Below are 21,764 nucleotides of genomic sequence, written 5' to 3' on the forward strand. Positions count from 1 at the left end.
TCTGTTCCACCCCCGACTGCGGCATATCCGCCGCGCACGTGGAAATGCACCACGCGCAACTGGATTGGGGTCTCGGTGGACTCACCGACATCACCGACCTCGCACCGGCGTGCCCGAAACACAATCGGATGGTCAGCAATGAACCCGGCGGCTACACCACCCGCATGGTCCGTGAAGGTCCCGACGAAGGCCGCTGCGCCTGGCGGTTGAACGCCGAACCCGGCGCACCACCCAACCCCGAGCGCATCAACCGGCGACCCGACATCCCCCGCCGGTTCGCCGAACAACTCAAACAGGTACGCAACGAGATTCACGGACCAGACGAGCAGTCCGGCGATGGAGTGCGCCTTGTCGCACGCAGGGTCATCGACTATCGGCCGGCGAGGCCGACTGCCCGCAAGCTGTCGAGCTCCGAGCTGTCTGCTGTCGAACTGGAACTGGCGGCACTCCTCGGCAAGGTGACGTTGTACGACTGAGGGCGACAAGTCGTCCGGGAACAGAAGCCACCCGGATCAGAAACCGAAGTACTCCCGGAATCTTCCGCGCTTGCGTGGCGTGCCCTCGTGCGCGGTGCGTTCCGCACTACGCGCGGCGGTGGCTCTGCGGTAGTTCTCGAAGTCGGCGGCGGTGGGTTCGTACTCCGCGGGGTGAAGCGCGAAGCAGGTGACGGTGATGTCGGCCGGGTCGAGGTCGGTCGGCGCGAGGGGATGGGTGTAGCGGAACCCGAGCCAGGACCGGTTGGCCTCCTCGGCGAGCTGCGCCGGGTGGAAGGGCAGCGCCATCCCCTGGTTCGGCACACCCTCGGCGTAGGTGAGCGGGTATTCGCCGCCCCAGAACGGCTTCTCGAAGGTGAACGGGAGGCCGTCGTCCTCGTGGATGGTCACCGGGTCGGCGGAGAACGAACGTCGAAGTGAACCCGACTCCCAGCGGGCGAACGCACCGAACGACGTCTCGGGTTCGGTGTACAGCAGCGTCGTCACCGCACTCGGTCGGACCGCGGCCAGCGTCCGGGTCAGCGTCGAGGGGGTCGCCGTCTCGAACAGCGAGCACGAGATCACCGCGAGCGAACCGTAATAACCGGCGTAGACGTGGTGATCCTTCGCGGCGGCCGCGGTCGCGAGGTCGGTGTCGACGAGCGGGACGAGCACGCTGTCGCCATAGATCTTCGTCGCAAGCTGCTGGGCGTGCTGATGATCGTGCTGCTGTGCGCGCACGATGGTTCGTAGGTCGTCGGCCGGGTCAGGGGAGTCGATGAACCAGACGGTGGCCGCGCGTGCCGACATCGATCAGCTGTTCCCGTTGCTACGTACGCCGAGCAGGACGTCCTCCCAGGCGGGCACGGCGGGCTTGCGGGTCTTCTTCTTGCGCGGACGGTCAGCATGGGCCGGTCCGGGCTCGCCGGACGCAGACGATTCCGACGGATCGTGAGTGCTGTCCTCGGCGGTCGCCGGGGCGGCGTCGGCTTCGGTGGTCTCCCGGACTGCCGATTCGGCGGGCTCCTCGTCGTCGACGGCCCGTTCGACGGGAGCTACTTCGTCGGGAGCCTGTGTGTCGGGAGCCTGTGCGACGGGAGCCGAGATCGGGGTGACCGCAGCCGGCGGAGTGTGCGCGTCGGTCTCGTCGTCGAACCCGAAATCGAGGGGGACGGTGCCGTGGTCGTCGTGCGTCGCGCGACGTTCCTGCCGCGCACGCTGCGCACCGATGAGGGAGTTGGCGTCGATGGTGACTTCCTCGCGGCCGTCGGACGTGGTCTCAACGGCGACCTCCGGTGCGGCGACCGGCGTGAGCCGGCGTCGCGGCGCGATCGTCTCGGGGTGGGTCAGTTCGTCGGCGAGGTCGTCGAGCGGGTCGACTGTGCCGCCGTGGGTGCCGGGCTGGTAGCGCCAGTGCGCGAGGTTGTCGGTGCGTCCGACGCTCCAGGCGACCTGCACGACCCAGTAGCCGCCGTCGTCCTTCCAGGCGTCCCAGTCGGCGTCGGCGGGGTTGTGGCCGTATGCGACGAGCCCTTCCGCCACGGATTCGGCGAGGGTCGCGACGGCCGGGCCGTCGTGCCGGATCGGGTGGGCGGCACCGGCGAGTTCGCTCGCGCGGCTGCGCTCGAGCAGCACCGGGTGGGCGAATCGTTCGATCTTGTCCACACCAACCCCGGCCGCGGCGGCGACCTCGGCGACGGAGGCGCCTGCGCGGATGCGTGCCTGGATCTCTCGTGGCCTCAATGCACTTTCCATCTCGATCTCGATCTGTCCCAGCCTGGTGATGTCGCCGCGGGCCGCGGCGCGAAGGCGTTCGTCGGAGGCGATCCGGAATTTCTCACCTGATTGAGGGTCTTGGCAGATGACGTGGGAACCGTCGGTTTCCACCCCGACGACGCGGAGCTCACGCATCTGCTCCTCCTCCGGTGGGTGCACGCATTGGGGTCACATTAACTCACCGATCTGCCGATTCACTGTGGGACACGCGGTAAAACCGCAGTTCAGAACCCGTGGGGCCGCTGCGACACCAGCGATGGGTGCGTCGTATGTGGTCTGTGTTGTCCAGGCTACCCGCTGGCCCGAACGCCACCGGCGCGTCGACCCGAAGGTGCGACGCGCCGGTGACGGTTGGTTCTGGCCGAGCTCAGAGGCGCTCGACGATGTAGTCGATGCAGTTGGTGAGCCTGGTGACGTCCTCGGGATCGATGGCCGGGAACATGCCGATACGCAGCTGGTTGCGGCCGAGCTTGCGGTACGGCTCGGTGTCGACGACGCCGTTGGCGCGCAGGGTCTTGGCGACCGCGGCGGCGTCGACGTCATCGTTGAAGTCGATGGTGCCGACGACCTGGCTGCGGTTGGCCGGCTCGGCGACGAACGGCGTCGCGTACTCGCTGGCCTCGGCCCACTGGTACAGGCGCGAGCTCGAATCGGCGGTGCGCGAGACGCACCAGTCGAGGCCGCCGTTGTTGTTCATCCACTCGATCTGGTTGGCGAACAGCAGCAGCGAGCCGACTGCGGGGGTGTTGTAGGTCTGGTTCTTGCTGCTGTTGTCGACGGCGGTCGGCAGCGACAGGAACTCGGGGCACCAGCGGTCGGTCTCGGCGATCTCGGCGACGCGGGCGAGGGCGCGGGGGCTCATCAGCGCGACCCACAGGCCACCGTCGGAGGCGAAGCACTTCTGCGGCGCGAAGTAGTAGACGTCGGCGTCGGCGACGTTGACGGGCAGGCCGCCTGCACCCGAGGTGGCGTCGATGGCGATGAGCGCGTCGTCGGAGCCGGCGGGGCGCACGACCGGCACGGACACACCGGTCGAGGTCTCGTTGTGGGCCCATCCGATGAGGTCGACGCCGCCGAAATCGTCAGCGGTCAGTGCGGCCGGATCGGGAGCGGTGCCGGGATCGGTGGAGATGACCGCGGGCGAGTCCAGGAACGGCGCCTTTTTGGCGACGGTCGCGAACTTCGACGAGAACTCACCGTAGGTGAGGTGCAGCGAACGCTGCTTGATCAGGCCGAACGCGGCGGCATCCCAGAAGGCGGTGGTGCCGCCGTTGGAGAGGACGACCTCATAGCCCTCGGGCAGCGAGAACAGGTTGGCCAGACCCTCACGGATCGAGCCGACCACGTTCTTGACCGGTGCCTGCCGGTGGCTGGTGCCGAACACCGATGCGCCGGTGTCGACGAGGGACTGCAACTGCTCGGGGCGCACCTTCGACGGTCCGCAACCGAAGCGGCCGTCCGACGGCAGCAGGTCGGCGGGCAGGGTGATGGGTGCGGTTGCGGTATCGCTCATGGCGTCAATTCTAGGGTTGTGGCGGAGGCCACCTTCGGGCCACCTCGGCTTACGCGATCCCGGCCGTCCGGGGATTCGCCGATTTCGGGCACGTGTGGGCTTGTCTTTCCCGAGAATCGCTACTTGCGCCCAGGGGCGCTGGATGGAACTCGCGCTTCTGATTGCAGGTCAAGATTCTGTGGGCGCCGGAAACACCTTGGCGTCGAGCAGGGCGTCGAGGATGAGCTTTCGAAAGTGCATGGGCTTCAGCAGGTCGTCCCAGGTCCAGCGCACGACGATGCGTCCGGTCCGTCGTATCGCGTCTTCGCGACGCTTCTCGGCGAAGACCGTCTCCGACGCCGACGTCCCGAACTGTCCGGAGTACTTGACCCTTCCGTCGAACTCGCCGATCACCTTGTCCTCCCAACCGAAGTCGCCGCGTGCGACAAACCGGCCCGCGTCGTCGAGGACGGTGACCTGGAGGTCGGGCGGAGGGATACCGAGGGTGAGCATCGTTGCGCGACTGAATGATTCCCCGACGGACTCCGACCTCCCATCAGCAACGGCAAGCGCCCGACGCAGGCAGGCCACGCCTTTCATCCGGGTTGCAGATGCGGCGAGCTCGCCGAGGTCTGCGGCATCGACGCCGAGCCGCAGTCCGCTGTCGAGGCAACACACGGCCTGTTCGAAGGTGCCCCGTCGCGCGATGTCGGCGACCGTGCGTGCCGGAGTCGTCACCCGCACGCCGTCGACGACGGTGACGTGTTCGGGCAGGAGCTTGTGGCGGTGAAGGTGGATCTTCGCGCCGGCCCGGCCGGTCTTGGCAGTGGTGAAGTGGACCTTCGTCAGATCGGGGCGCAGGAGTGGAATGCCGTGCAGCGCAGCGGCTGACTGATGGCTGACGACGCGTTGCTCGCCTCCGACCGTCGCGGCGCCGATGACGGTGAGGCGGTACTTCTCGGTCGCGTCGTCGGGCGTCGGCCCGAGATGTACCGCGCCGCGCCAGACGCTGGTCAGGGTCCCCTCGTCTTGCCGTAGCTTGAGTTCCTCGTTGCCGAGGACCGTGCTCAGTGCGGATCGTCGCACGACGGGGTTGTCGGAGGTCATGGGTCCGATGGTGCCCCGACCTCCGCGTCTTGCCGTCGTGTCGGGCCTGGTTGTGGAGGGTTTCCGGCGTTGTCCACATCTCCGCCGCTCCCGCAGAATCGCGACTTGAGCATAGATGCGCCAGCTAGAACTGGCGCTGCTGCACTGGAACCAGCGACTCTGTGGAGGCTAGGGGGAGGGCCAGGCCGGGGTTTGAGGGAAGGTCGGAAAACCTCGCTCGCCGAACATCCTCGGTGTCAGGGTTGCGCTCCGGCCGGTCGAGGTGAAGGGCTTCTGTCCGGAAAAGGCGGGGACCTGGTCGACGAGTGATGCTGCCCATCGGGCGCAATCACGATTGTTGGGCGGACCCTCGGCAGGCTGCGGAGTGCCCCAGGGGACAGCGCGGAACTTCCACGGGTAGAAGACGTCGAACTGGGGTGCGCGCGTACCCGACCCCGGCCGAGCTGTCCGGTTCACGTTCCTTCTGGAGTCGATTGACCCGTCGGGCAGGTCGGCGGTGAAACTGAATTCCTGCGCGGTGGCAGAGGTGGTGTCGGGTTCATGTGTCTCGACTTCGGCGCGCCCGATTCTGGTGTAGCAGCCCCCCGCTGAGATGGTTTTGTCGGACACGATGAGTTCTGTGATGCGTGCATACAAGGTGCCGTAGTAGGCCGGAAACGTGGCTTCGGGTCGTTTCGTGGCGTAGAGGCAACCGACTTGGTTCTCGAGGCTGGGTTCGGGGGCCGCGGCGACTGCGCCCGGGTAGACGTTCGGACGGCCGAACACCGACAATTGACAGGACTCCAGGTATGCGCGTGCCAGCTCGGCGGGCCTGCTGTGCAAGTCGATCGGTTCGGCGGCTGACCAGACCACGCTGTAGGGTCCGGCGAGGCCGGCGGGGTATTGGTAGTCCTGAGGGGCGACAGTGCTCAGCGTTGTCGATTTCGCTGATGTGAACGCATTCTCGGCGGGGGTGCTCGCAGTGGAACAACCGGCTACCGCAAGTGTCAAGACGGCGAGGAGGACTGAGGCGGTCCGTCTGATTGTCATTTAATCTGAGCCATTCAGGATCATGTCGTCATAGTTGTCAGGTCGGTGGGGTCGAAGTTCATCCGTCCCTGATGGTTTCCAGTACTCGTACCAGCCCGCAGTGACTCCAGCAGATCGTCATCGCCGAGAGCGCGTTCCATCGCGCTCAGCAGTTCGCCGCTGTCACCTTTGTGCTCGGAGAGAATGTGCGCGAGTGGCTTGAGTTGTCCGTCTTCGCGATACCAAGACTCCGCGAGGGCGCCTGGTTCAGGCGCAATTTCGAGCCCGCGCAGGGCGCCATAGACCAGGTGCATCTCGTCTTCCGCTGCGGTGCCACCGCCGCCAGCGACTGTCGGAGGTCGAAACGGGACGTCCCCGGGTGATTCGGCGGGAAGGAGCCACGGGGTAGCGGCAGTCCCAGCGGCGCCGACTCCGATTGCGGCAGGGTGAGGAACAGCAGTCAAGCCCGCCGACGCAGAACTGACGATGTTCCGGACTTTGGTGTTCGCATCGTTCCGCTCGTCTGTGTTGGCATCCTCATCACGTTGCAGGTCGTACTCGGCGCCATACAGACCGGACTGCCCCAGCGCCCTCAGGTTTGCGCTGAGCTCGGCTAGTGAACGAGCGCGGTGAGGCTCTGAGGCCGCCAGTTCGCCGGCGGTGGCGCCGTTACGAACGGTTTGGTCGAGGATGTCTCGGTACAGGTCTGCTCCAGCGCCCGTCCCATCGGGATTCTCGGCCGTGGGCTCACCGTATGTGTTGTCGCTGGCGATCAGCGTGAACAGTCGCGCGGTTCGACGCTGCATCTCATCGGGTGGGATGTCCGGATCGAATCCGGAGTGGCCGTACACGGCCGAATCACCACCGGCGAGGATGTTGAGGTATGGGAGCGAAGCCTCTCGCAGGGCTCCCGCAAGGTGCGGGTTGATCTTTCCGATCGCATCACCCGAGGAATTCGCGTTCATCAGATCGGAGAAGGTGTTGTCTCCGCCGGTGGACGTCGTGCAATCGAACAACCCGCTGAACGCACGGTCTGCGAGCGCTACGTTGGTCGGATTCCCGCTTCCCCCATAATCGCGAATCCAGTCGACCAGGCTCCCCGCGGCAGCGCCCCCGTCATTCCAGTCGTGCCTGAAGGCGTAGCCGACCATGTCGTCGCGGTCGAAGTCGACAAGCGCTGTCCCATCGGCGTACTCGCCGGTGAGGAACGCAGTCGCCGCAACCTGGCTTCGACCGCCGACATCTAGGAAACGACGGATCGTTTCCTCGTACTTCGATCGTGCGGCGTCCGGAACATCGTGTAGGTTGCCGTAATTGCTTTCGGGTGCCAGGAGGCCGCTGTCCTCGGCGCTTCGGCTCGCGCCTCCGGCCGCCTTCCGTATGAGCTCGGTGCCGAACCGTTCCCCGGGAGGCGCGGATCCGCTGTTGCCGATGAGTCCAGCGAGTGGGACATCGATGTCGCGGATCCGTTTGCCGTCGTTCGAGTTGTAATTCTCCGACCAGTCGCGAACCCACGACGGTAGGTACTGATAACCGGCGTTGTTTCCGACGTTCTCGTTCGAGAGCGTGACCAAACCTTGGCCGAGGGCCCTGGACCATGAAGCGCCGTCAGGCGTTTCCATGCCGTCGAACTTCGACTTCAGGCTGAACAGTTCGTCGGAGTCCAGGTTCCCGTAGAACATGTGCAGGTATTCCTGCACTCCCGCAGGGACGTCGGTGAGTTTCTCGCCGTTGAGTAGTTGTTGAATCTGATCTTCGGAGAGTCCGGCGGCGCGCAGGTTGCGGCCGACGAACGCGGCTTCTTCGTCGGTCCAGCCGTTCTCGGCCAGGTCGGCGTCCCGGCGACCGTCCTGCGCGCTGATGGTCAGCGCCGGCGGTGCGACGGTGTTGAGCGCATCGACGGCCCCCTTGATCAGGGCGGCGTGGTCGGCCGCCGTCGTCGCCAGTTCGTCGGCCTTGGATTTGACGAAGCTGGTCATCTGACGTTCTCGCTCGGCGATCTCTGCCGGAGTCAGGTCGTCGTCCTCTTTCGGGACATAACGCATCGCCCAGGTGGGATCGGTGTCGCTCACCAGGAAACAACGCTGCAGGGTTGCGCCTAGGAGCGCGCCGTTGACGACGGCCTGCGAGGTACTGATCGCCTCGGCGGCGTCGGTGAGCGCCACCTGGAGATCGTCGACACCGTCCGCGACCTTCTTCGCCCAGGAGGCTTGGTCGGCGGCACGCCAATTCGCTGCGTCTCGCGCCTGGCCTCCCATGAGGTGCTCGGCATCTGATCGACGGTTGAGTGAGCCGCAACGGAATTCTCACGGATGTCAGTGGCAAGAGTTGTCAGAGAATGCTCCGCCATGTCCCAAGGGTTCCACGAATCCATGATCGCCTTGGTCAACGGCAGCGCATCGCTCACTGTGGGAACTCGATGCCGGGGAGGGTCGACAAGTTCTGGAACTTCGTCGCATTCCCCTCGTCCGCGCTCTCGGCGATCGTGCGAGCGGCGCGAACCGCAGAGGCGAAGGTCTCCCACTGCCCCGACACCGCAGTCTTGGACTGCTTGACCATCTTGGTTGCGTCAGCTGTTGCCGCGACCAGAGGAGAGTTCGGCATCGCGGCTGCCACATCGGCGGACAGGTCGGGGCTCGGCGCGGATTCGATGAAAGCCGACATACCCTCGAGCGCCCCGGCGATGCTGTCCATCGCACCGGCGTCGACCGTGAATTCCCCACTCACTTTCTCCCCCAAACGTCGTGCATACGGCGTTACCCACGCAAGACTTTACGATGCCGCAGGCCGGCCGGCTGAGAGGCATCCACAGGCGGCGTCGGGTGGCCGTTGAATCTCATCGTGCTTTTCAGATCCGACGATCCGTTCGATCGTCTCGACGAACTGATCGAGGAATACCTAACCGCTCTGCGGGTTCGACTCCGAGAAGGCGACTGGGCCTCCGCAGGACGTGATGGCCACGACGTTGAGCGGGTTCTCCTGGCCGCCAGCGCGCGACAGTAACGGGCAGTCGGTTGCTGCGGCGGCTAAAGCCCCGGCTTCACCAGATCACCCCAGCCGGCGACGTCCTCGGGACGGCGGGGTGCGGCGCCGGTGTAGATCGCCGCAGGGCGGACCAGCTTGCCGAGGCGCTTCTGCTCCAGGATGTGGGCACACCAGCCCGCGGTGCGCCCGCAGGTGAACATCGCGGGCATCATGTGCGGCGGGACCTCGGCGAAGTCGAGGATGACCGCGGCCCAGAACTCGACATTCGTCTCGATCGCGCGGTCGGGGCGTCGTTCGCGAAGTTCGGTGAGCGCGGCCTGCTCGAGCGCGGCGGCCACCTCGAAACGCGGTACCCCGAGTTCCTGGGCGGTGCGTCGGAGCACGCGGGCCCGGGGGTCCTCGGCGCGGTACACGCGGTGCCCGAAGCCCATCAGCTTCTCCTTGCGGTCGAGGATTCCCTTCACCAATCCTCGTGCGTCACCGGTGCTCTCGACCTCTTCGATCATCGGCAGCACGCGGGCCGGCGCACCACCATGGAGCGGTCCGGACATGGCGCCGATCGCTCCCGACAGCGACGCGGCGACGTCGGCGCCGGTGGAGGCGATGACTCGTGCGGTGAAGGTCGACGCATTCATGCCGTGCTCGGCGGCGCTGACCCAGTAGGCGTCGATGGCGGCGACGTGCTTGGGGTCCGGGTCGCCCTTCCAGCGGGTCATGAACCGTTCGGTGACGGTGGAGCATTCGTCGATGACGTGCTGCGGGACCGCGGGCTGATGGATGCCTCGAGCCGACTGCGCCACGTAGGACAGCGCCATCACCGATGCGCGGGCCAGGTTTTCGCGAGCGGTCTCGTCGTCGATGTCGAGGAGCGGCTCATAACCCCAGATCGGGGCGAGCATCGCGAGTGCGGCCTGCACGTCGACGCGCACGTCACCGGTGTGGATGGGCAGCGGGAACGGTTCGGCCGGGGGCAGTCCGTCGCCGAACTTGCCGTCGACGAGAAGTGCCCAGACGTCGGCGAAGGTCACTTTGTTCTCGACGAGATCCTCGATGTCGACGCCGCGATAACGCAGGTTGCCGCCGTTCTTGTCGGGTTCGGCGATCTCGGTGGTGAAAGCCACCACGCCTTCGAGACCTGGGACGAAATCCTCGGGAACCGCGTTGGCCATGACAACCACCTCACTCCAGACAACTGTGTCCTGCAATCACGTGCGTCGATCCAGATCGAACTGTAGATCAGCACGACACCCCGCGTGTATCAGGGAGTGACGATGTCGGCGGAGTAAATTCAGGCGAGTGTTGGAGAAACCGCTCGATCCGATTGATCTGCCGAACATGCGCGTCGGCTACGGCGGAGGTATTCCGCCCAACATCGGAGAGGGCGATCGCGCGGCGGGAGCAGACGGAATTCGCGAGAACCTCGACCCCAGCTGGCTCCGCGGCGACCCGCCGTGGCTCGACTTGTTCAGTGTCTGGCTGAAGGAAGCGCTCGACGCCCGGATCGCCGAGCCCAACGCGATGGTCCTGGGTACCGCCGACGCCGACGGTCGGCCGTCGACCCGCACCGTGCTGTGCAAGGGTGTCGACGCCAACGGGGTGGTCTTCTTCACCGGCTACGAGTCGGACAAAGGTCGGCATCTGGCCGACAATCCCTACGCATCCGTGACATTCCCGTGGATCGCGTTGGAGCGTCAGGTCCATTTCCGCGGTCCCGTCGAACATCTCAGCGCCGAGGAGACACAGGCCTACTGGGAGCTCCGGCCGCGCGGCTCGCAGTTGTCGGCCGCCGCGTCGGATCAGTCCCGGCCGATCGGCAGCCGCCTCGAACTCGAACAGAAGGCCGCCGATCTGGCCGACCGGTACGGCGGATTCGACGCCGGCGACGAGATCCCCGTCCCGTCGGACTGGGGTGGCTATCGCATCGAGCCGGTGGAGGTCGAGTTCTGGCAGGGGCGGGCGAACCGCCTGCACAACCGGGTGCGACTCACCCACGTCGACCACGAATGGCGAATCGAGCGGTTGCAGCCCTGAGACGGGTCCACTGGTGATTCCCGGGGGTTCGTGGCGGCCCGGCGGACCGGACGGAGGTCACACCCGAGGGGCCTCCTAGCATCGTGAAAATGTCACGGCTCCTCGCAGACACGACGCCCCTGCGGAACCGGTATTTCCGACGGCTGTGGATCGCGAACATCGTCACGGTCATCGGGGCCCAGCTCACGATCATCGCGGTGCCCGCGCAGATCTACGAGGTCACCGGCAGCTCTGCGTACGTCGGTCTGACCGGCGTGTTCGGGCTCGTCCCGCTCGTCGTGTTCGGGCTGTGGGGCGGTGCGCTCGCCGACGTCGTCGACCGTCGGACACTGCTGGTCGTCACCACGATCGGCCTCATCGTCTGCAGCCTGCTGTTCTGGGCGCAGGCCGCGGCCGGCGGCGACAACGTGTGGATCTTGTTGGTGCTCTTCGCCGTTCAGCAGGCGTTCTTCGCGGTGAACCAGCCGACACGAACGGCGGTGCTGCCGCGCCTGATCGACGCCAAGGACCTCCCCGCGGCGTTGTCGCTGAACATGACGGTCATGCAGGCGGGCGCGATCGCCGGGCCGCTCGTCGGTGGCGCGCTGATCCCGATCCTCGGCTACTCGTGGCTCTACTTCGCCGACACCCTGTTGCTGTTGCCGACACTGATCGCGGTCGTCATGCTGCCGTCGCTGCGTCCCGAGAGCGACGCGGCACCGAAGGTCGCGGGCCTGCGATCGGTCATCGAAGGTCTCCGATACCTGACCGGCCACAAGATCCTGATGGCGTCCTTCCTCGTGGACCTCATCGCGATGATCTTCGGCATGCCCCGTGCGCTCTTCCCGCAGATGGCACACGAGAACTTCGGCGGGCCCGAGGGCGGCGGCATCGCCTTCGCCCTGCTGTTCACCGCGATCTCGGCGGGCGCCGTGGTCGGCGGCATCTTCTCGGGCTGGGTCACGCGCGTCGAACGGCAAGGTCTGGCCGTCGTCGTGTGCATCATCATCTGGGGCCTGGCGATCACCGGCACGGGCATCGCGGTGTCCTTCGCCGACGGCTCGACGATGCCGATGCTCGTCGTCGCGGTGGTGCTGCTGATGATCGGCGGTGCCGCCGACATGGCGTCGGCCGCATTCCGGCAGACCATCCTGCTCGCGGCGGCCAACGACGAGGTGCGCGGACGCCTGCAGGGCGTGTTCATCGTGGTGGTCGCCGGCGGACCCCGCATCGCCGACGTCGCGCACGGCACCGCCGCCGCATCGATCGGCGTCGCGGCGGCAACGGCTTTCGGTGGCGTCGCGGTGGTGATCGCGACGATCATCGCGGCGCTGCTGATCCCGGCCTTCGTCCAGTACCGGGCAGGTCAGCGCACCTGACCTGTTCGACCCCTGGCCAGCGGTTTCGGCGTTTCGGTGTCACCATTGACGCCATGACCGCCGCCACCGAGGGTTTCGGAGTGCCGATCATCGACATCTCGCCCTACATCCGCAACGGTGACCCCGCCGATCGGGCCGTCGTCGCGGCCAAGGTCGACGCCGCCGCCTGCTCGGTGGGTTTCATGCAGATCGTCGGCCACGAGATCCCGTCGGCGGTCATCGAGGAATTCACCGCGGTCATGGACGATTTCTTCGCGCTGCCACTCGAGGTGAAGAAGGCTTACCGCACGCCACCCGAGATCAATCGCGGCTATGCGCCACCGAGATCGGAGTCCTTGTCGTTGTCGCTGGGCGTCGAGCAGGCGGACCGGATGAACGACTTCTTCGAGGCGTTCAACGTCGGCGTCGAGGCCCGCGAGTACCCCGACCTCGCCCTTCCCGAGGACCATTACGCCGCGAACACGTGGCCGGCCGTCGACCATTTCGAGGCGGCGGTGTCGGCGTACTTCGCCGAGGCACGACGCGTCGCGCACACCCTGACCCGCATCTTCGCGGACGCCCTCGACCTTCCTGCCGACTTCTTCGAGGGCTTCACCGACCACTCGCTCGACGTCCTGCGAATGAACAACTACGCCCTCCCGCCCGGCGAGATCGAACTCGACGGGGAGCTGACCGGAATGGGGGAACACACCGACTACGGCATCGTCACCGTCTTGTGGGCGGACCAGGTGAAGGGTCTGCAGGTTCTCGACCGTCAGGGGCGATGGCACGACGTCAGTCCCGAAGACGGTGCACTGCTGATCAATCTCGGGGACCTGATGGCCCGCTGGACCAATGAGCGGTGGATGTCGACGCTGCATCGGGTGAAACCGCCGATCGTCGACGGCTCGATCGAACGTCGACGCTCCGCCGCGTACTTCCACGACGGCAACATCGACGCGATGATCGCGACCCTGCCGTCGTGTGTCGGTGCGGGAAGCCGGTATTCGCCGATCACGGTCGGGGAACACATCGGTGCCAAACTCGCCGGATCACGGGCCGGACGGCCGAACCCGTACGCCCAGCGGGAGGCGGAACGAGTGCGGCACGCGATGCGTCGGGGACTGGGACAGCAGTAGACGACAGTTCCCGCTCACTCAGTCCGTTCCCGCTCACACGAAGGGCGTGAGCGGCAACGGAACTCGTGAGCGGGAACCGCCCCCGACGACAATAGTGAAGGACTCAGTCCGAGGTCAGCACCGTCGGATAGGTAGCCCGACGAGCGGCGGTCACCGGGCAGTAGTGCATCGGATTGTCGCGCTGGTCCAGCGGCGGCAGGTTGCGCTTGGGCGTGTGGACGATCGGTGCGTCCGTCGCGACCTTGCCGTTGACGCGGTCCCAGGCGTCGCGCGGCCGCGGGTGGCGCAGGAGGCGTTTCGGCAACATCTTGTGCATGACGAGGTTGATGCCCTTGCCCAGCAGGCGGAATCGACGCTCGTCCGCATCAGTCCACTCGAGCCCGAGGATCTCGCGGATCGGCTCGTCGTAGAAACCCGTCGTCAGCCACATGAACGGCTTCTGGTTCTGCGGGACGAGGTAGCGGTCCCAGACCGACTTCGGGACGAAGCTCAGGAACGGCGGCGGCGGCAGCTGGGTGATGTCGAGGACGGTGCGTACCGAGACGTGGTCACGAAGAACGTTGCGGCACATGTAATCCCAGTACTCGAGGAAATCCTCGTAGGTCTCCGGGACGGGGCGCATCGAGACACCGTACTGCGCGTACCAGGCCTTGGACTCCTCGAACAGCTGACGTTTCTGATCCTCGGTGAGGAACGGTCCGAACCGCTCACACAGTCGGACGTTGCCGTACCAGAACGTCGCGTGCGCCCAGTAGAAGACATCGGGATCGAGTGCGTGGTACCGCGATCCGTCCTCCATCGTGCCCTTGACCGTCTTGTGGTAGTCGCGCACCTCGAGACCGGTTTGCGCGCCGGGGACGACGGAATCGAAGACGACGCCGCTGATCGGGTACAGCGACCGCATGAGGCGCTGCCAGCGTTCGCCGAAGAAGTCGGAGTGGTCCCAGACGGCCGCACCCAGCTTGGGGTGCATGTTCTGGATCGAGCCGGCCCACAGCCCTTGGAACATGCCGGTCCAGGTGCCCCAGATCTGCCAGGTCAGCGAGTCCGGACCGAGCGGTTCGTACTCGTGCGCGGCTTTGACTCCCGAGGCGTTGATCTCGTAGCCGTCTTCCGACAACTGGGCATCAGGGGAGTGCCCGGCCGGGCAGTCGGCCCCGGCCGGCCCGGAGTCGGTGGCGTGAACGGGACAGGTGTTCTGTGCGTCGTTCAGTACCTCAGTCATGAGACAGAACCCTAGGTTCGTCTCAGGTGGGTGTCAACCATTCGCCTAGTCGGGGTTCTCGTGTGTGACCGCCTTGTAGCCGCGTGCTCCGGCCCGGTCGACGGCCGCGCGGACCAGCCCGAAGACGAGTCCCTGCAGCGCAGCGGCGGCCAAGACCTCGACATTGCTGCGTTCGAGGTCCTTGGGGTCGGGGGCTTCGGCGTCGTCGGAGATCCGCTTCCAGATCTGACCGAAGACGGCCCCGGCGGCGATACCGCCGAGCACGCTCGTCGCCAGGGAGAGCGGTTTGTAGAACGTCTTGGACACGGCACTCATGTCGTAACTCCTTGTGAGTCGGGTCAGCGGCGACGGCGTTTGACGACGATGACGGTTCCGATCGCGAGAACCGCGGCCACCGCGACGCCGATCAGCGTCGTCCGGTTCTCCTCGGCCTTCACCTTCGCGGTGTGGGCGGTCTCCGCGGCAGCCGTGTTCACCCGGGCCGGAACGTCGAGCTTCGCGGCCAGCGCATCGACCGTCTCGGCGAGTTCCTCGCGCTGCTGTTCCACCAGCGGCGGGTCGCCGGCCGGGTTCCGGTCAGGTTGCGTGTCACTCATCTACAGGTGCTCCTTCACGGTTGCGATGTCGCGCTGGACGCTTTCGACGGTGTGCTCGGGGGCGGGCGGGACGGCCGATTTCGCACGCTTCGCACCGATGGCCGCAGCCGCTCCGCCGATCACCAGCAGCACCACGCCGACGATCACCGCGGCCAGCCACGCCGGAACCGCGTTGGCCAAGCCCAGGACGGCGGCCGCGACCAATGTTCCGAGGCCGAACAGCACCAGCAGGGTGCCCGCGCCGGATATCCCCGCGCCGACTCCGATCCGGGTGCCCTTGCCCTTCATCTCCGCCACCGCATGCTGCAACTCGGTCTTGACCAGGGTTGTCGTCTGACTCTGTAGGCGCTCGATGAGTTGCACGGTCGACAGGTCGTTCACTGAAGGATCGCTCACGTTGGTACCTCCATTCGGGGACGTCCCCCGCGTTCCCTGCCGTCCGCGGTCCCAAACCTGAGCGCCGGACGCTATCGCCGCCGGAAGCGGACCTCCGAACCGGGGACGAGCTGAGCCGCGAGATCGACCGCGGCATCGGTCAGAACGGCCACGACGGGATAACCGCCGGTGACCGGATGGTCGGCGAGGAACAGCACCGGCCGCCCGCTCGGCGGCACCTGCACCGCCCCGTGTGCGACGCCCTCCGAACGCAATTCGCCGGCGTCCTCCCGATGCGTCAGCAGGGGGTGCGACGATCCCGAGGCGCGGTCGATGCGCACGCCGACGCGGTTGCTGTCTGCGCCGACGACCCACGTTCCCGAACGCAGATTCGCGGGAACCGCCAACAGCTCGGCGCGTGGTCCCTCGTCCACCTCGAGTACGACGACCCGCGGATGCGTGGTGTTCGACGGCGCCGACTCCACCGGGGGCCATTCGCCGGCGGCACGACCCACCTTCACGGTCACGTTCGCGGTGAGCACCGGAGGCCCCAGCCCCGACAGGGTGTCGGTCGACCGAGACCCCAGAACCGGCTCGACGTCGAACCCGCCGCGGACCGCCAGGTAGTTGCGCAGTCCCCACGCCGGTGGGTCGACGGCCAGTTCATCACCCTCGTGCAGCACGACGGTCGCGGCGAGTCCGACCGGAATGCCGTTGTGACGCACCTCGGTGTGGGCTCCGGTCACCGCGGCCAGTACGTCGCCGTGCGCGTGGATGCGCAGGCCGCCGAGGGTCGTCTCGATCGTGGCCGCCGATTCGTCGTTGCCGACGAGACGATTGGCCAAGGTCAGCGAGCCGCGATCCGCGCCGCCGGACGCGGGCACCCCGAGATGCGCGTAGCCGGGGCGGCCGAGGTCCTGGAAGGTCGCGAGGGGGCCGGTCGCGAGCACGGTGACAGCGGTCATCCGCGGTGGCCCGTCCCGGCGTCGACGAACCGCACGATCCGCCCGGTCGCGAACAGTGCAGGCGGGTCGGCCTTCTCGTCCCACAGGCGAACATCGGTGCGGCCCAACAACTGCCATCCACCCGGACTCGCCTTCGGGTAGACAGCGCTGTAACCGGCGGCGATCGCCACCGCACCTTCCGGAACGCGTGGACGTGCCTCCGCGCGCCTGCCCACCGCGTCGAACGGGTGCGGTGTCGGCCCGTCGGCGACCAGATATCCGAACCCTGGTGCGAAGCCCATGAACTGCACTCGCCAGCGCGTGCTGCAGTGCAGGCCGATCACCTCGTCGGCCGAGATGTCCAGTGTGTCAGCGACATCCGCGAGGTCCTCGCCGTCGTAATGGACGGGGATCACGATCTCATCGGCAGATCCGGTACCGCGATCGACACCGGAACGTCGGCGGCGCAACGCCCGCCGCACACCGAGTTCGTCGACGCCGCGACCGGGCCGGGCCTGCACCAACAATGTGTGCGCGCTCGGCACCAGGTCGGCGATCTCCGGCAACTCTCCTCGGTCCACCGCATCACGCAGGGCGACCGTCGCGTCGAGCACTGCGGCCGACGGGGACTCGTCGGCCGAGAAGTCGAGCACGACCGCATCAGGGCCCGCCGGCAACTCACGCATGCACCGAATCTACCGCCGCGGGAATGGCAGACTGTGTCACACAGAGAAGAGGGGTCCCATGAGAGAGATCGTCGTCTGCGGCGAGGCGCTCGTCGACGTGGTGCAGGAGAAGGCGGCATCCGGCGCGACGCTGGCGCCGCTGCAGCCGGCGCTGGGTGGCGGGCCTTTCAACGTCGCGATCACCTTGGGACGCTTGGGGAGTGCCGTGTCGTTGCTGTCGGCGGTGTCCACCGACAACTACGGCCAGGCGATCGTCGGCGCACTGCAGGGCGCCGGGGTGGGCACCGCGATGCTGCAGCGGCGTGAGGAGCCGACGTCGCTGGCCCTGGCCACCATCGCCGACGACGGTTCCGCGCAGTACTCCTTCTACGTCGAGGGCACCGCGGATCGCGCTGTCACCGACCCGGGTTCGCTGGCCCCGACCGTCGCGGCGGTGACCTTCGGAACCCTCTCGCTCGTGCTCGAACCCGGTGCGACCGTTTACGAGGACCTGATGCGGCGTTGTCACGCCGAACGCCGACTCGTCGTGCTGGACCCGAACATTCGCTCGGTCGTCATCCCCGACGCGACGCCTACCGGAGCCGTTTCCGCAGTTGGATGCCGTCCGTCGACGTGGTGAAGCTGTCCGACGAGGACGCCGCATGGCTCGGCGAAGGCGCCGGCGGGAGCAGCGTGAAGGACTGGCTCGCCGACGGTGTCGCCGCGGTGATCACCACCGCCGGGGCGTCCGGGATCACCGTGACCACCGCGGATGACGAGGTCACCGTGCCCGCCCGGGATGTCGACGTCGTCGACACGATCGGGGCCGGCGACAGCGTCCTGGGAGGCATCGTCCACCAGCTCGACCGTCTGGGTGCGCTGTCACCGCGTTCCGTTCGCTCACTGACGACCGATCAGTGGCGTGAGGTCGCCGAATTCGCAGCTCACGTCGCTGCGGTCACGGTCTCGAGGCCCGGCGCCGACCCTCCTTGGGCAAGCGAGCTGAGAAGCGACTAGTTTGTACCTGTGTGTCCTATCCGGACACTGTCAATACTCTGATCTGAATAAGGGGTTCGTGTGTCTGCTGAAACAGTCCCAGCCGACCAGGCGTCCGACACGGCCTCAGCGACCTTCACCTACCCCGGTGGACAGCTGGAGCTCCCGATCCTGAAGGCCACCGAGGGCACCGACTCGGTCGCACTCGGCAAGCTCCTTGCCGAGACAAATCTGACCACCTTCGACGGTGGTTTCGTGAACACCGCGTCGACCAAGTCGGCCATCACCTACATCGACGGCGACGCCGGCATCCTGCGGTACCGCGGTATCCCGATCGACCAGCTCGCGGAGAAGTCGACCTTCATCGAGGTGAGCTACCTGCTCATCTACGGCGAGCTCCCGACCCCGTCGCAGCTCGAGGATTTCACCACCAAGATCCAGCGGCACACCCTGCTGCACGAGGATCTCAAGCGCTTCTTCGACGGCTTCCCCCGTAACGCGCACCCGATGCCGGTGCTGTCGAGTGCGGTCAACGCCCTCTCGGCGTACTACCAGGACTCGCTCGATCCCAAGGACGACGAGCAGGTCGAGCTGTCGACGATCCGGCTCCTGGCGAAGCTGCCGACCATCGCCGCCTACGCCTACAAGAAGTCGGCCGGCCAGCCGTTCCTGTACCCGGACAACTCGCTGAGCCTCGTCGAGAACTTCCTGCGCATGACCTTCGGCTTCCCGGCCGAGCCCTACGAGGTCAACCCGGATGTCGCGAAGGCCCTCGACATGCTGTTCATCCTGCATGCCGATCACGAGCAGAACTGTTCGACCTCGACGGTCCGGCTCGTCGGCTCGTCGCAGGCCAACCTGTTCACCTCGATCTCCGGTGGCATCAACGCCCTCTGGGGTCCGCTGCACGGTGGCGCCAACCAGGCGGTGCTCGAGATGCTCGACGCCATCCGCGCCGACGGTGGCGACACCAAGGACTTCATGAAGCGGGTGAAGAACAAGGAAGCCGGCGTCAAGCTGATGGGCTTCGGTCACCGCGTCTACAAGAATTACGATCCGCGCGCCGCGATCGTGAAGAAGACCGCCGACTCGATCCTCCAGACCCTCGGTGTCGAGGACGAGCTGCTCGACATCGCGAAGGGCCTCGAAGAGGTCGCGCTGTCCGACGACTACTTCATCGAGCGCAAGCTGTACCCGAACGTGGACTTCTACACGGGTGTCATCTACCGTGCGATGGGCTTCCCGACGCGGATGTTCACCGTCCTGTTTGCGCTTGGCCGCCTGCCGGGCTGGATCGCCCACTGGCGTGAGATGCACGAGGACCCGACCACCAAGATCGGCCGTCCGCGTCAGCTCTACACCGGCTATACCGAGCGCGACTACGTGCAGATGGGCGATCGCTGAGCGAACGCCCCGCCGGGTCGGGCCGCCGACCACCCGGAACCCCGACTGACCGCCCGACTCAAAGGAGAGTCCTGTGACCAGCACTGAGAAGCCCGAAGTCGAGTTCCAGGCGGGTCCTCCGCCGGCCGATCTCACCATCACCGACCTGATCGTCGGCGACGGCGCAGAGGCCGTCCGCGGGGGCGTGGTCGACGTCCACTACGTGGGTGTCGACTACGAGACCGGCGAAGAGTTCGACTCTTCGTGGGACCGCGGCCAGTCGGCCAACTTCCCGCTGGACCGGCTGATCCCGGGCTGGCAGGAGGGCATCCCCGGAATGAAGGTCGGCGGCCGTCGCCAGCTGACCGTTCCGCCGGAGCTGGCCTACGGACCGGCCGGCGCGGGGCACCGCCTCTCGGGACGGACCCTCGTGTTCGTCATCGATCTGCTCGGAGTGGGCTGACGTCCACCAACCTGGTGTGGCTCAGACGCGACCTGCGTCTGAGCGACCTACCAGCACTAGCCACAGCCAGAGGGACCGACGATTCGTCGGTCCTTCTGTGCTTTGTGGTGGATCCTCGGCTCGAGAGATCATCGGGCGAGAGACGACTCGCGTTCCTCTTCGATTCGCTCCGCGAGCTCGACGCCAAGCTCGACGGGAAGTTGCTCATCGTGCGGGGCCGCCCCGACGAGGAGATCCCGCGTCTGGCGAAAGCCGTGGACGCCGAGGCCGTCCACATCTCCGGGGACTTCACCCCCTTCGGCCGACGCCGCGACGAGGCCGTCGCCGAGGCGCTCGGCGACGTCCCACTGGAGGCCACCGGCTCGCCGTATCTGGTCTCACCGGGTCGGATCACCAAGGACGACGGCGAACCGTACAAGGTGTTCACCCCGTACTTCCGCCGGTGGCGTGAACACGGCTGGCGTCAACCAGCCGATTCCTCGATCCCGGGTTCTGCAGTCCTCGACCCGTCGGGGGTGAAGAAGTCCGGCCGGATCAAGACCCCGAAGGCGCCGACGACGCTGTCCTTCCCCGCCGGCGAGGACGCCGCCCTGGCCCGATGGGCAGAATTCGTCGACGACGATCTCGCCGATTACGACACCGGCCGCAACGACCCGGCTGCCGACGTGACCAGTCGGATGTCGGCGTACCTGAAGTACGGCAACATCCACCCGCGCACGCTCGCCGCCGACCTCGGCCGCTCTGCCGGCGGTCAGGCCTACCTTCGCGAGCTGGCGTTCCGCGACTTCTACGCCGATGTCCTCTTCCACTGGCCACACAGCCTGTGGCACAACTGGAATCGGCAGTTCGACGACATCGAGCTGGACACCGACGACGAGGCCTACGAACGCTTCGAGGCGTGGAAGGCCGGACGCACCGGCTTTCCTCTCGTCGACGCCGGTATGCGGCAGTTGGCTGAGACGGGCTGGATGCACAACCGGGTCCGCATGGTCACCGCGTCGTTCCTCGTGAAGGACCTCCACCTGCCGTGGTGGTGGGGTGCGGAATGGTTCCTCGAACAGCTCGTCGACGGCGACATGGCGTCGAACAACCACGGGTGGCAGTGGGCGGCCGGCACCGGAACCGACGCGGCGCCGTACTTCCGGGTGTTCAACCCGGAAGCGCAGGCCAAGAAGTTCGACCCCGAGGGGGAGTACGTCCGGCGTTGGGTAGGGGATGTCGACGCCGACGACTACCCGGAACCGATCGTCGACCACAAAGCCGAACGTGAGGAAGCACTGCGACGGTTCGGCCAGATCTGACCGCACAGAGAAGCCTCTGACCAGCCGATTTGTGTTGAGGGTAAACTGTGCGTAACTTATGTCGAGTCAGCGAGCCACGGCGCCGCCCCGGAGGACCTGAGAGGGTCTGACTGGTGGGGAGTGGAGACCGGGTTTTTCGTTGGCCGCCCCTGATCTTCTGGTTTGAGACTTGGTGTCTCGGGCTGGGTGTGTGGGGTTGCTGGACTGTCCTGGTGCGCGGATCTCGGATTTTGCGGGCGGGGTTTGGGTCTGGTAGGCTGGAAGAGTTGCCCCGGAGACGGGGTGGCGGTGGAAAGTCAGAACGAAGTCTGCTGGTGAAAGCCCTTGTGGGGGTGAGTGGCTGGTGGGTGTGTGTTCTTTGAGAACTCGATAGTGTGATGATGAATTGTCTGATGCCATTTTGGCATCGTGCATTCTTTATGGATGTAGATGTTTGTTTTTTGTGTGGCGCTCGGCTTTGTCTGGGTG

At 66.4% G+C, this 21,764-nt stretch carries 20 protein-coding genes and 2 pseudogenes; 8 read left to right on the plus strand and 14 right to left on the minus strand.

Features of this window, described 5'->3' with window-relative positions; genetic code table 11:
• Positions 1–476, plus strand: a pseudogene (locus BJF87_RS17585) (HNH endonuclease); the annotation flags it as partial.
• A 36-nt stretch (positions 477–512) separates the two neighbouring features.
• Here BJF87_RS17585 and BJF87_RS17590 read toward each other — a convergent pair.
• From BJF87_RS17590 to BJF87_RS17625, 8 genes are all read right to left on the minus strand, one after another.
• On the minus strand, positions 513–1,283 hold the full coding sequence (locus BJF87_RS17590; RefSeq protein ID WP_035750952.1) for a DUF6928 family protein: 771 nt from the start codon (positions 1,281–1,283) through the stop codon (positions 513–515).
• A gap of 3 nt (positions 1,284–1,286) precedes the next feature.
• Positions 1,287–2,384 carry a septation protein SepH gene (sepH, locus tag BJF87_RS17595; protein WP_035751322.1) on the minus strand — a complete coding sequence of 366 codons (1,098 nt, stop codon included), beginning with the start codon at positions 2,382–2,384 and terminating at the stop codon, positions 1,287–1,289.
• A 232-nt stretch (positions 2,385–2,616) separates the two neighbouring features.
• A complete protein-coding gene (serC, locus tag BJF87_RS17600) occupies positions 2,617–3,762 on the minus strand; it encodes a phosphoserine transaminase (protein WP_075863653.1) in 1,146 nt (381 codons plus the stop codon).
• Between the two features lie 168 nt (positions 3,763–3,930).
• Positions 3,931–4,848 (minus strand): hypothetical protein, encoded by a 918-nt coding sequence (locus BJF87_RS17605; protein ID WP_042378529.1) that lies wholly within the window; start codon positions 4,846–4,848, stop codon positions 3,931–3,933.
• Between the two features lie 168 nt (positions 4,849–5,016).
• Entirely contained in the window at positions 5,017–5,619 is a 603-nt protein-coding gene (locus tag BJF87_RS17610) for a hypothetical protein (protein ID WP_262339042.1), read from the minus strand.
• A gap of 278 nt (positions 5,620–5,897) precedes the next feature.
• The gene (locus BJF87_RS17615; protein WP_262339043.1) at positions 5,898–8,114 is read right to left on the minus strand and encodes a hypothetical protein; all 2,217 of its coding nucleotides are present in this window, start codon (positions 8,112–8,114) and stop codon (positions 5,898–5,900) included.
• A 145-nt stretch (positions 8,115–8,259) separates the two neighbouring features.
• On the minus strand, positions 8,260–8,583 hold the full coding sequence (locus BJF87_RS17620; protein WP_081724778.1) for an invasin: 324 nt from the start codon (positions 8,581–8,583) through the stop codon (positions 8,260–8,262).
• 299 nt (positions 8,584–8,882) lie between these two features.
• Complete coding sequence (locus tag BJF87_RS17625) at positions 8,883–10,010, minus strand: citrate synthase 2 (protein WP_075863655.1); 1,128 nt, start codon at positions 10,008–10,010, stop codon at positions 8,883–8,885.
• A gap of 166 nt (positions 10,011–10,176) precedes the next feature.
• Between BJF87_RS17625 and pdxH the strand changes: the two genes are divergently transcribed.
• The 3 genes from pdxH to BJF87_RS17640 all read left to right on the plus strand — a co-directional run bounded on the left by pdxH (position 10,177) and on the right by BJF87_RS17640 (position 13,348).
• Positions 10,177–10,872, plus strand: a complete 696-nt coding sequence (gene pdxH / locus BJF87_RS17630) for a pyridoxamine 5'-phosphate oxidase (RefSeq protein ID WP_281430958.1) — start codon at positions 10,177–10,179, stop codon at positions 10,870–10,872.
• Between the two features lie 89 nt (positions 10,873–10,961).
• Positions 10,962–12,230, plus strand: a complete 1,269-nt coding sequence (locus BJF87_RS17635; protein WP_035750961.1) for an MFS transporter — start codon at positions 10,962–10,964, stop codon at positions 12,228–12,230.
• 44 nt (positions 12,231–12,274) lie between these two features.
• Positions 12,275–13,348 (plus strand): isopenicillin N synthase family oxygenase, encoded by a 1,074-nt coding sequence (locus tag BJF87_RS17640; RefSeq protein WP_035751328.1) that lies wholly within the window; start codon positions 12,275–12,277, stop codon positions 13,346–13,348.
• 103 nt (positions 13,349–13,451) lie between these two features.
• On the opposite strand, the gene BJF87_RS17645 is transcribed toward BJF87_RS17640, so the two are convergent.
• The 6 genes from BJF87_RS17645 to BJF87_RS17670 form a co-directional block, all read right to left on the minus strand.
• Complete coding sequence (locus BJF87_RS17645) at positions 13,452–14,573, minus strand: oxygenase MpaB family protein (RefSeq protein ID WP_075863656.1); 1,122 nt, start codon at positions 14,571–14,573, stop codon at positions 13,452–13,454.
• A 45-nt stretch (positions 14,574–14,618) separates the two neighbouring features.
• A complete protein-coding gene (locus tag BJF87_RS17650) occupies positions 14,619–14,888 on the minus strand; it encodes a DUF4235 domain-containing protein (protein ID WP_006361235.1) in 270 nt (89 codons plus the stop codon).
• A 23-nt stretch (positions 14,889–14,911) separates the two neighbouring features.
• Positions 14,912–15,169, minus strand: a complete 258-nt coding sequence (locus BJF87_RS17655; RefSeq protein ID WP_006361234.1) for a DUF3618 domain-containing protein — start codon at positions 15,167–15,169, stop codon at positions 14,912–14,914.
• Positions 15,170–15,565 carry a phage holin family protein gene (locus BJF87_RS17660; protein ID WP_035750963.1) on the minus strand — a complete coding sequence of 132 codons (396 nt, stop codon included), beginning with the start codon at positions 15,563–15,565 and terminating at the stop codon, positions 15,170–15,172. It lies immediately after the preceding gene.
• Positions 15,566–15,636: 71 nt separating this feature from the next.
• On the minus strand, positions 15,637–16,509 hold the full coding sequence (locus tag BJF87_RS17665) for a biotin-dependent carboxyltransferase family protein (protein ID WP_035750965.1): 873 nt from the start codon (positions 16,507–16,509) through the stop codon (positions 15,637–15,639).
• Entirely contained in the window at positions 16,506–17,174 is a 669-nt protein-coding gene (locus tag BJF87_RS17670) for an allophanate hydrolase subunit 1 (RefSeq protein ID WP_006361231.1), read from the minus strand. The genes BJF87_RS17665 and BJF87_RS17670 overlap by 4 nt, the downstream gene beginning before the upstream one ends.
• A 58-nt stretch (positions 17,175–17,232) precedes the next feature.
• On the opposite strand from BJF87_RS17670, the pseudogene BJF87_RS17675 reads away from it, so the two are divergent.
• The 4 genes and pseudogenes from BJF87_RS17675 (at position 17,233) to BJF87_RS17690 (ending at position 21,296) form a co-directional block, all read left to right on the plus strand.
• Positions 17,233–18,170, plus strand: a pseudogene (locus BJF87_RS17675) (carbohydrate kinase).
• Positions 18,171–18,230: 60 nt separating this feature from the next.
• Positions 18,231–19,553, plus strand: coding sequence for a citrate synthase (locus BJF87_RS17680; protein WP_006361229.1), 1,323 nt, complete (start codon positions 18,231–18,233; stop codon positions 19,551–19,553).
• A 73-nt stretch (positions 19,554–19,626) separates the two neighbouring features.
• Positions 19,627–19,995, plus strand: a complete 369-nt coding sequence (locus tag BJF87_RS17685; RefSeq protein ID WP_005198205.1) for an FKBP-type peptidyl-prolyl cis-trans isomerase — start codon at positions 19,627–19,629, stop codon at positions 19,993–19,995.
• Positions 19,996–20,009: 14 nt separating this feature from the next.
• On the plus strand, positions 20,010–21,296 hold the full coding sequence (locus BJF87_RS17690) for a deoxyribodipyrimidine photo-lyase (RefSeq protein ID WP_035750968.1): 1,287 nt from the start codon (positions 20,010–20,012) through the stop codon (positions 21,294–21,296).
• Positions 21,297–21,764 lie beyond the last annotated feature (468 nt).

The organism is Gordonia sp. CNJ-863 (genome assembly GCF_001942325.1).
GTDB classification, from domain to species: Bacteria; Actinomycetota; Actinomycetes; order Mycobacteriales; family Mycobacteriaceae; genus Gordonia; species Gordonia alkanivorans.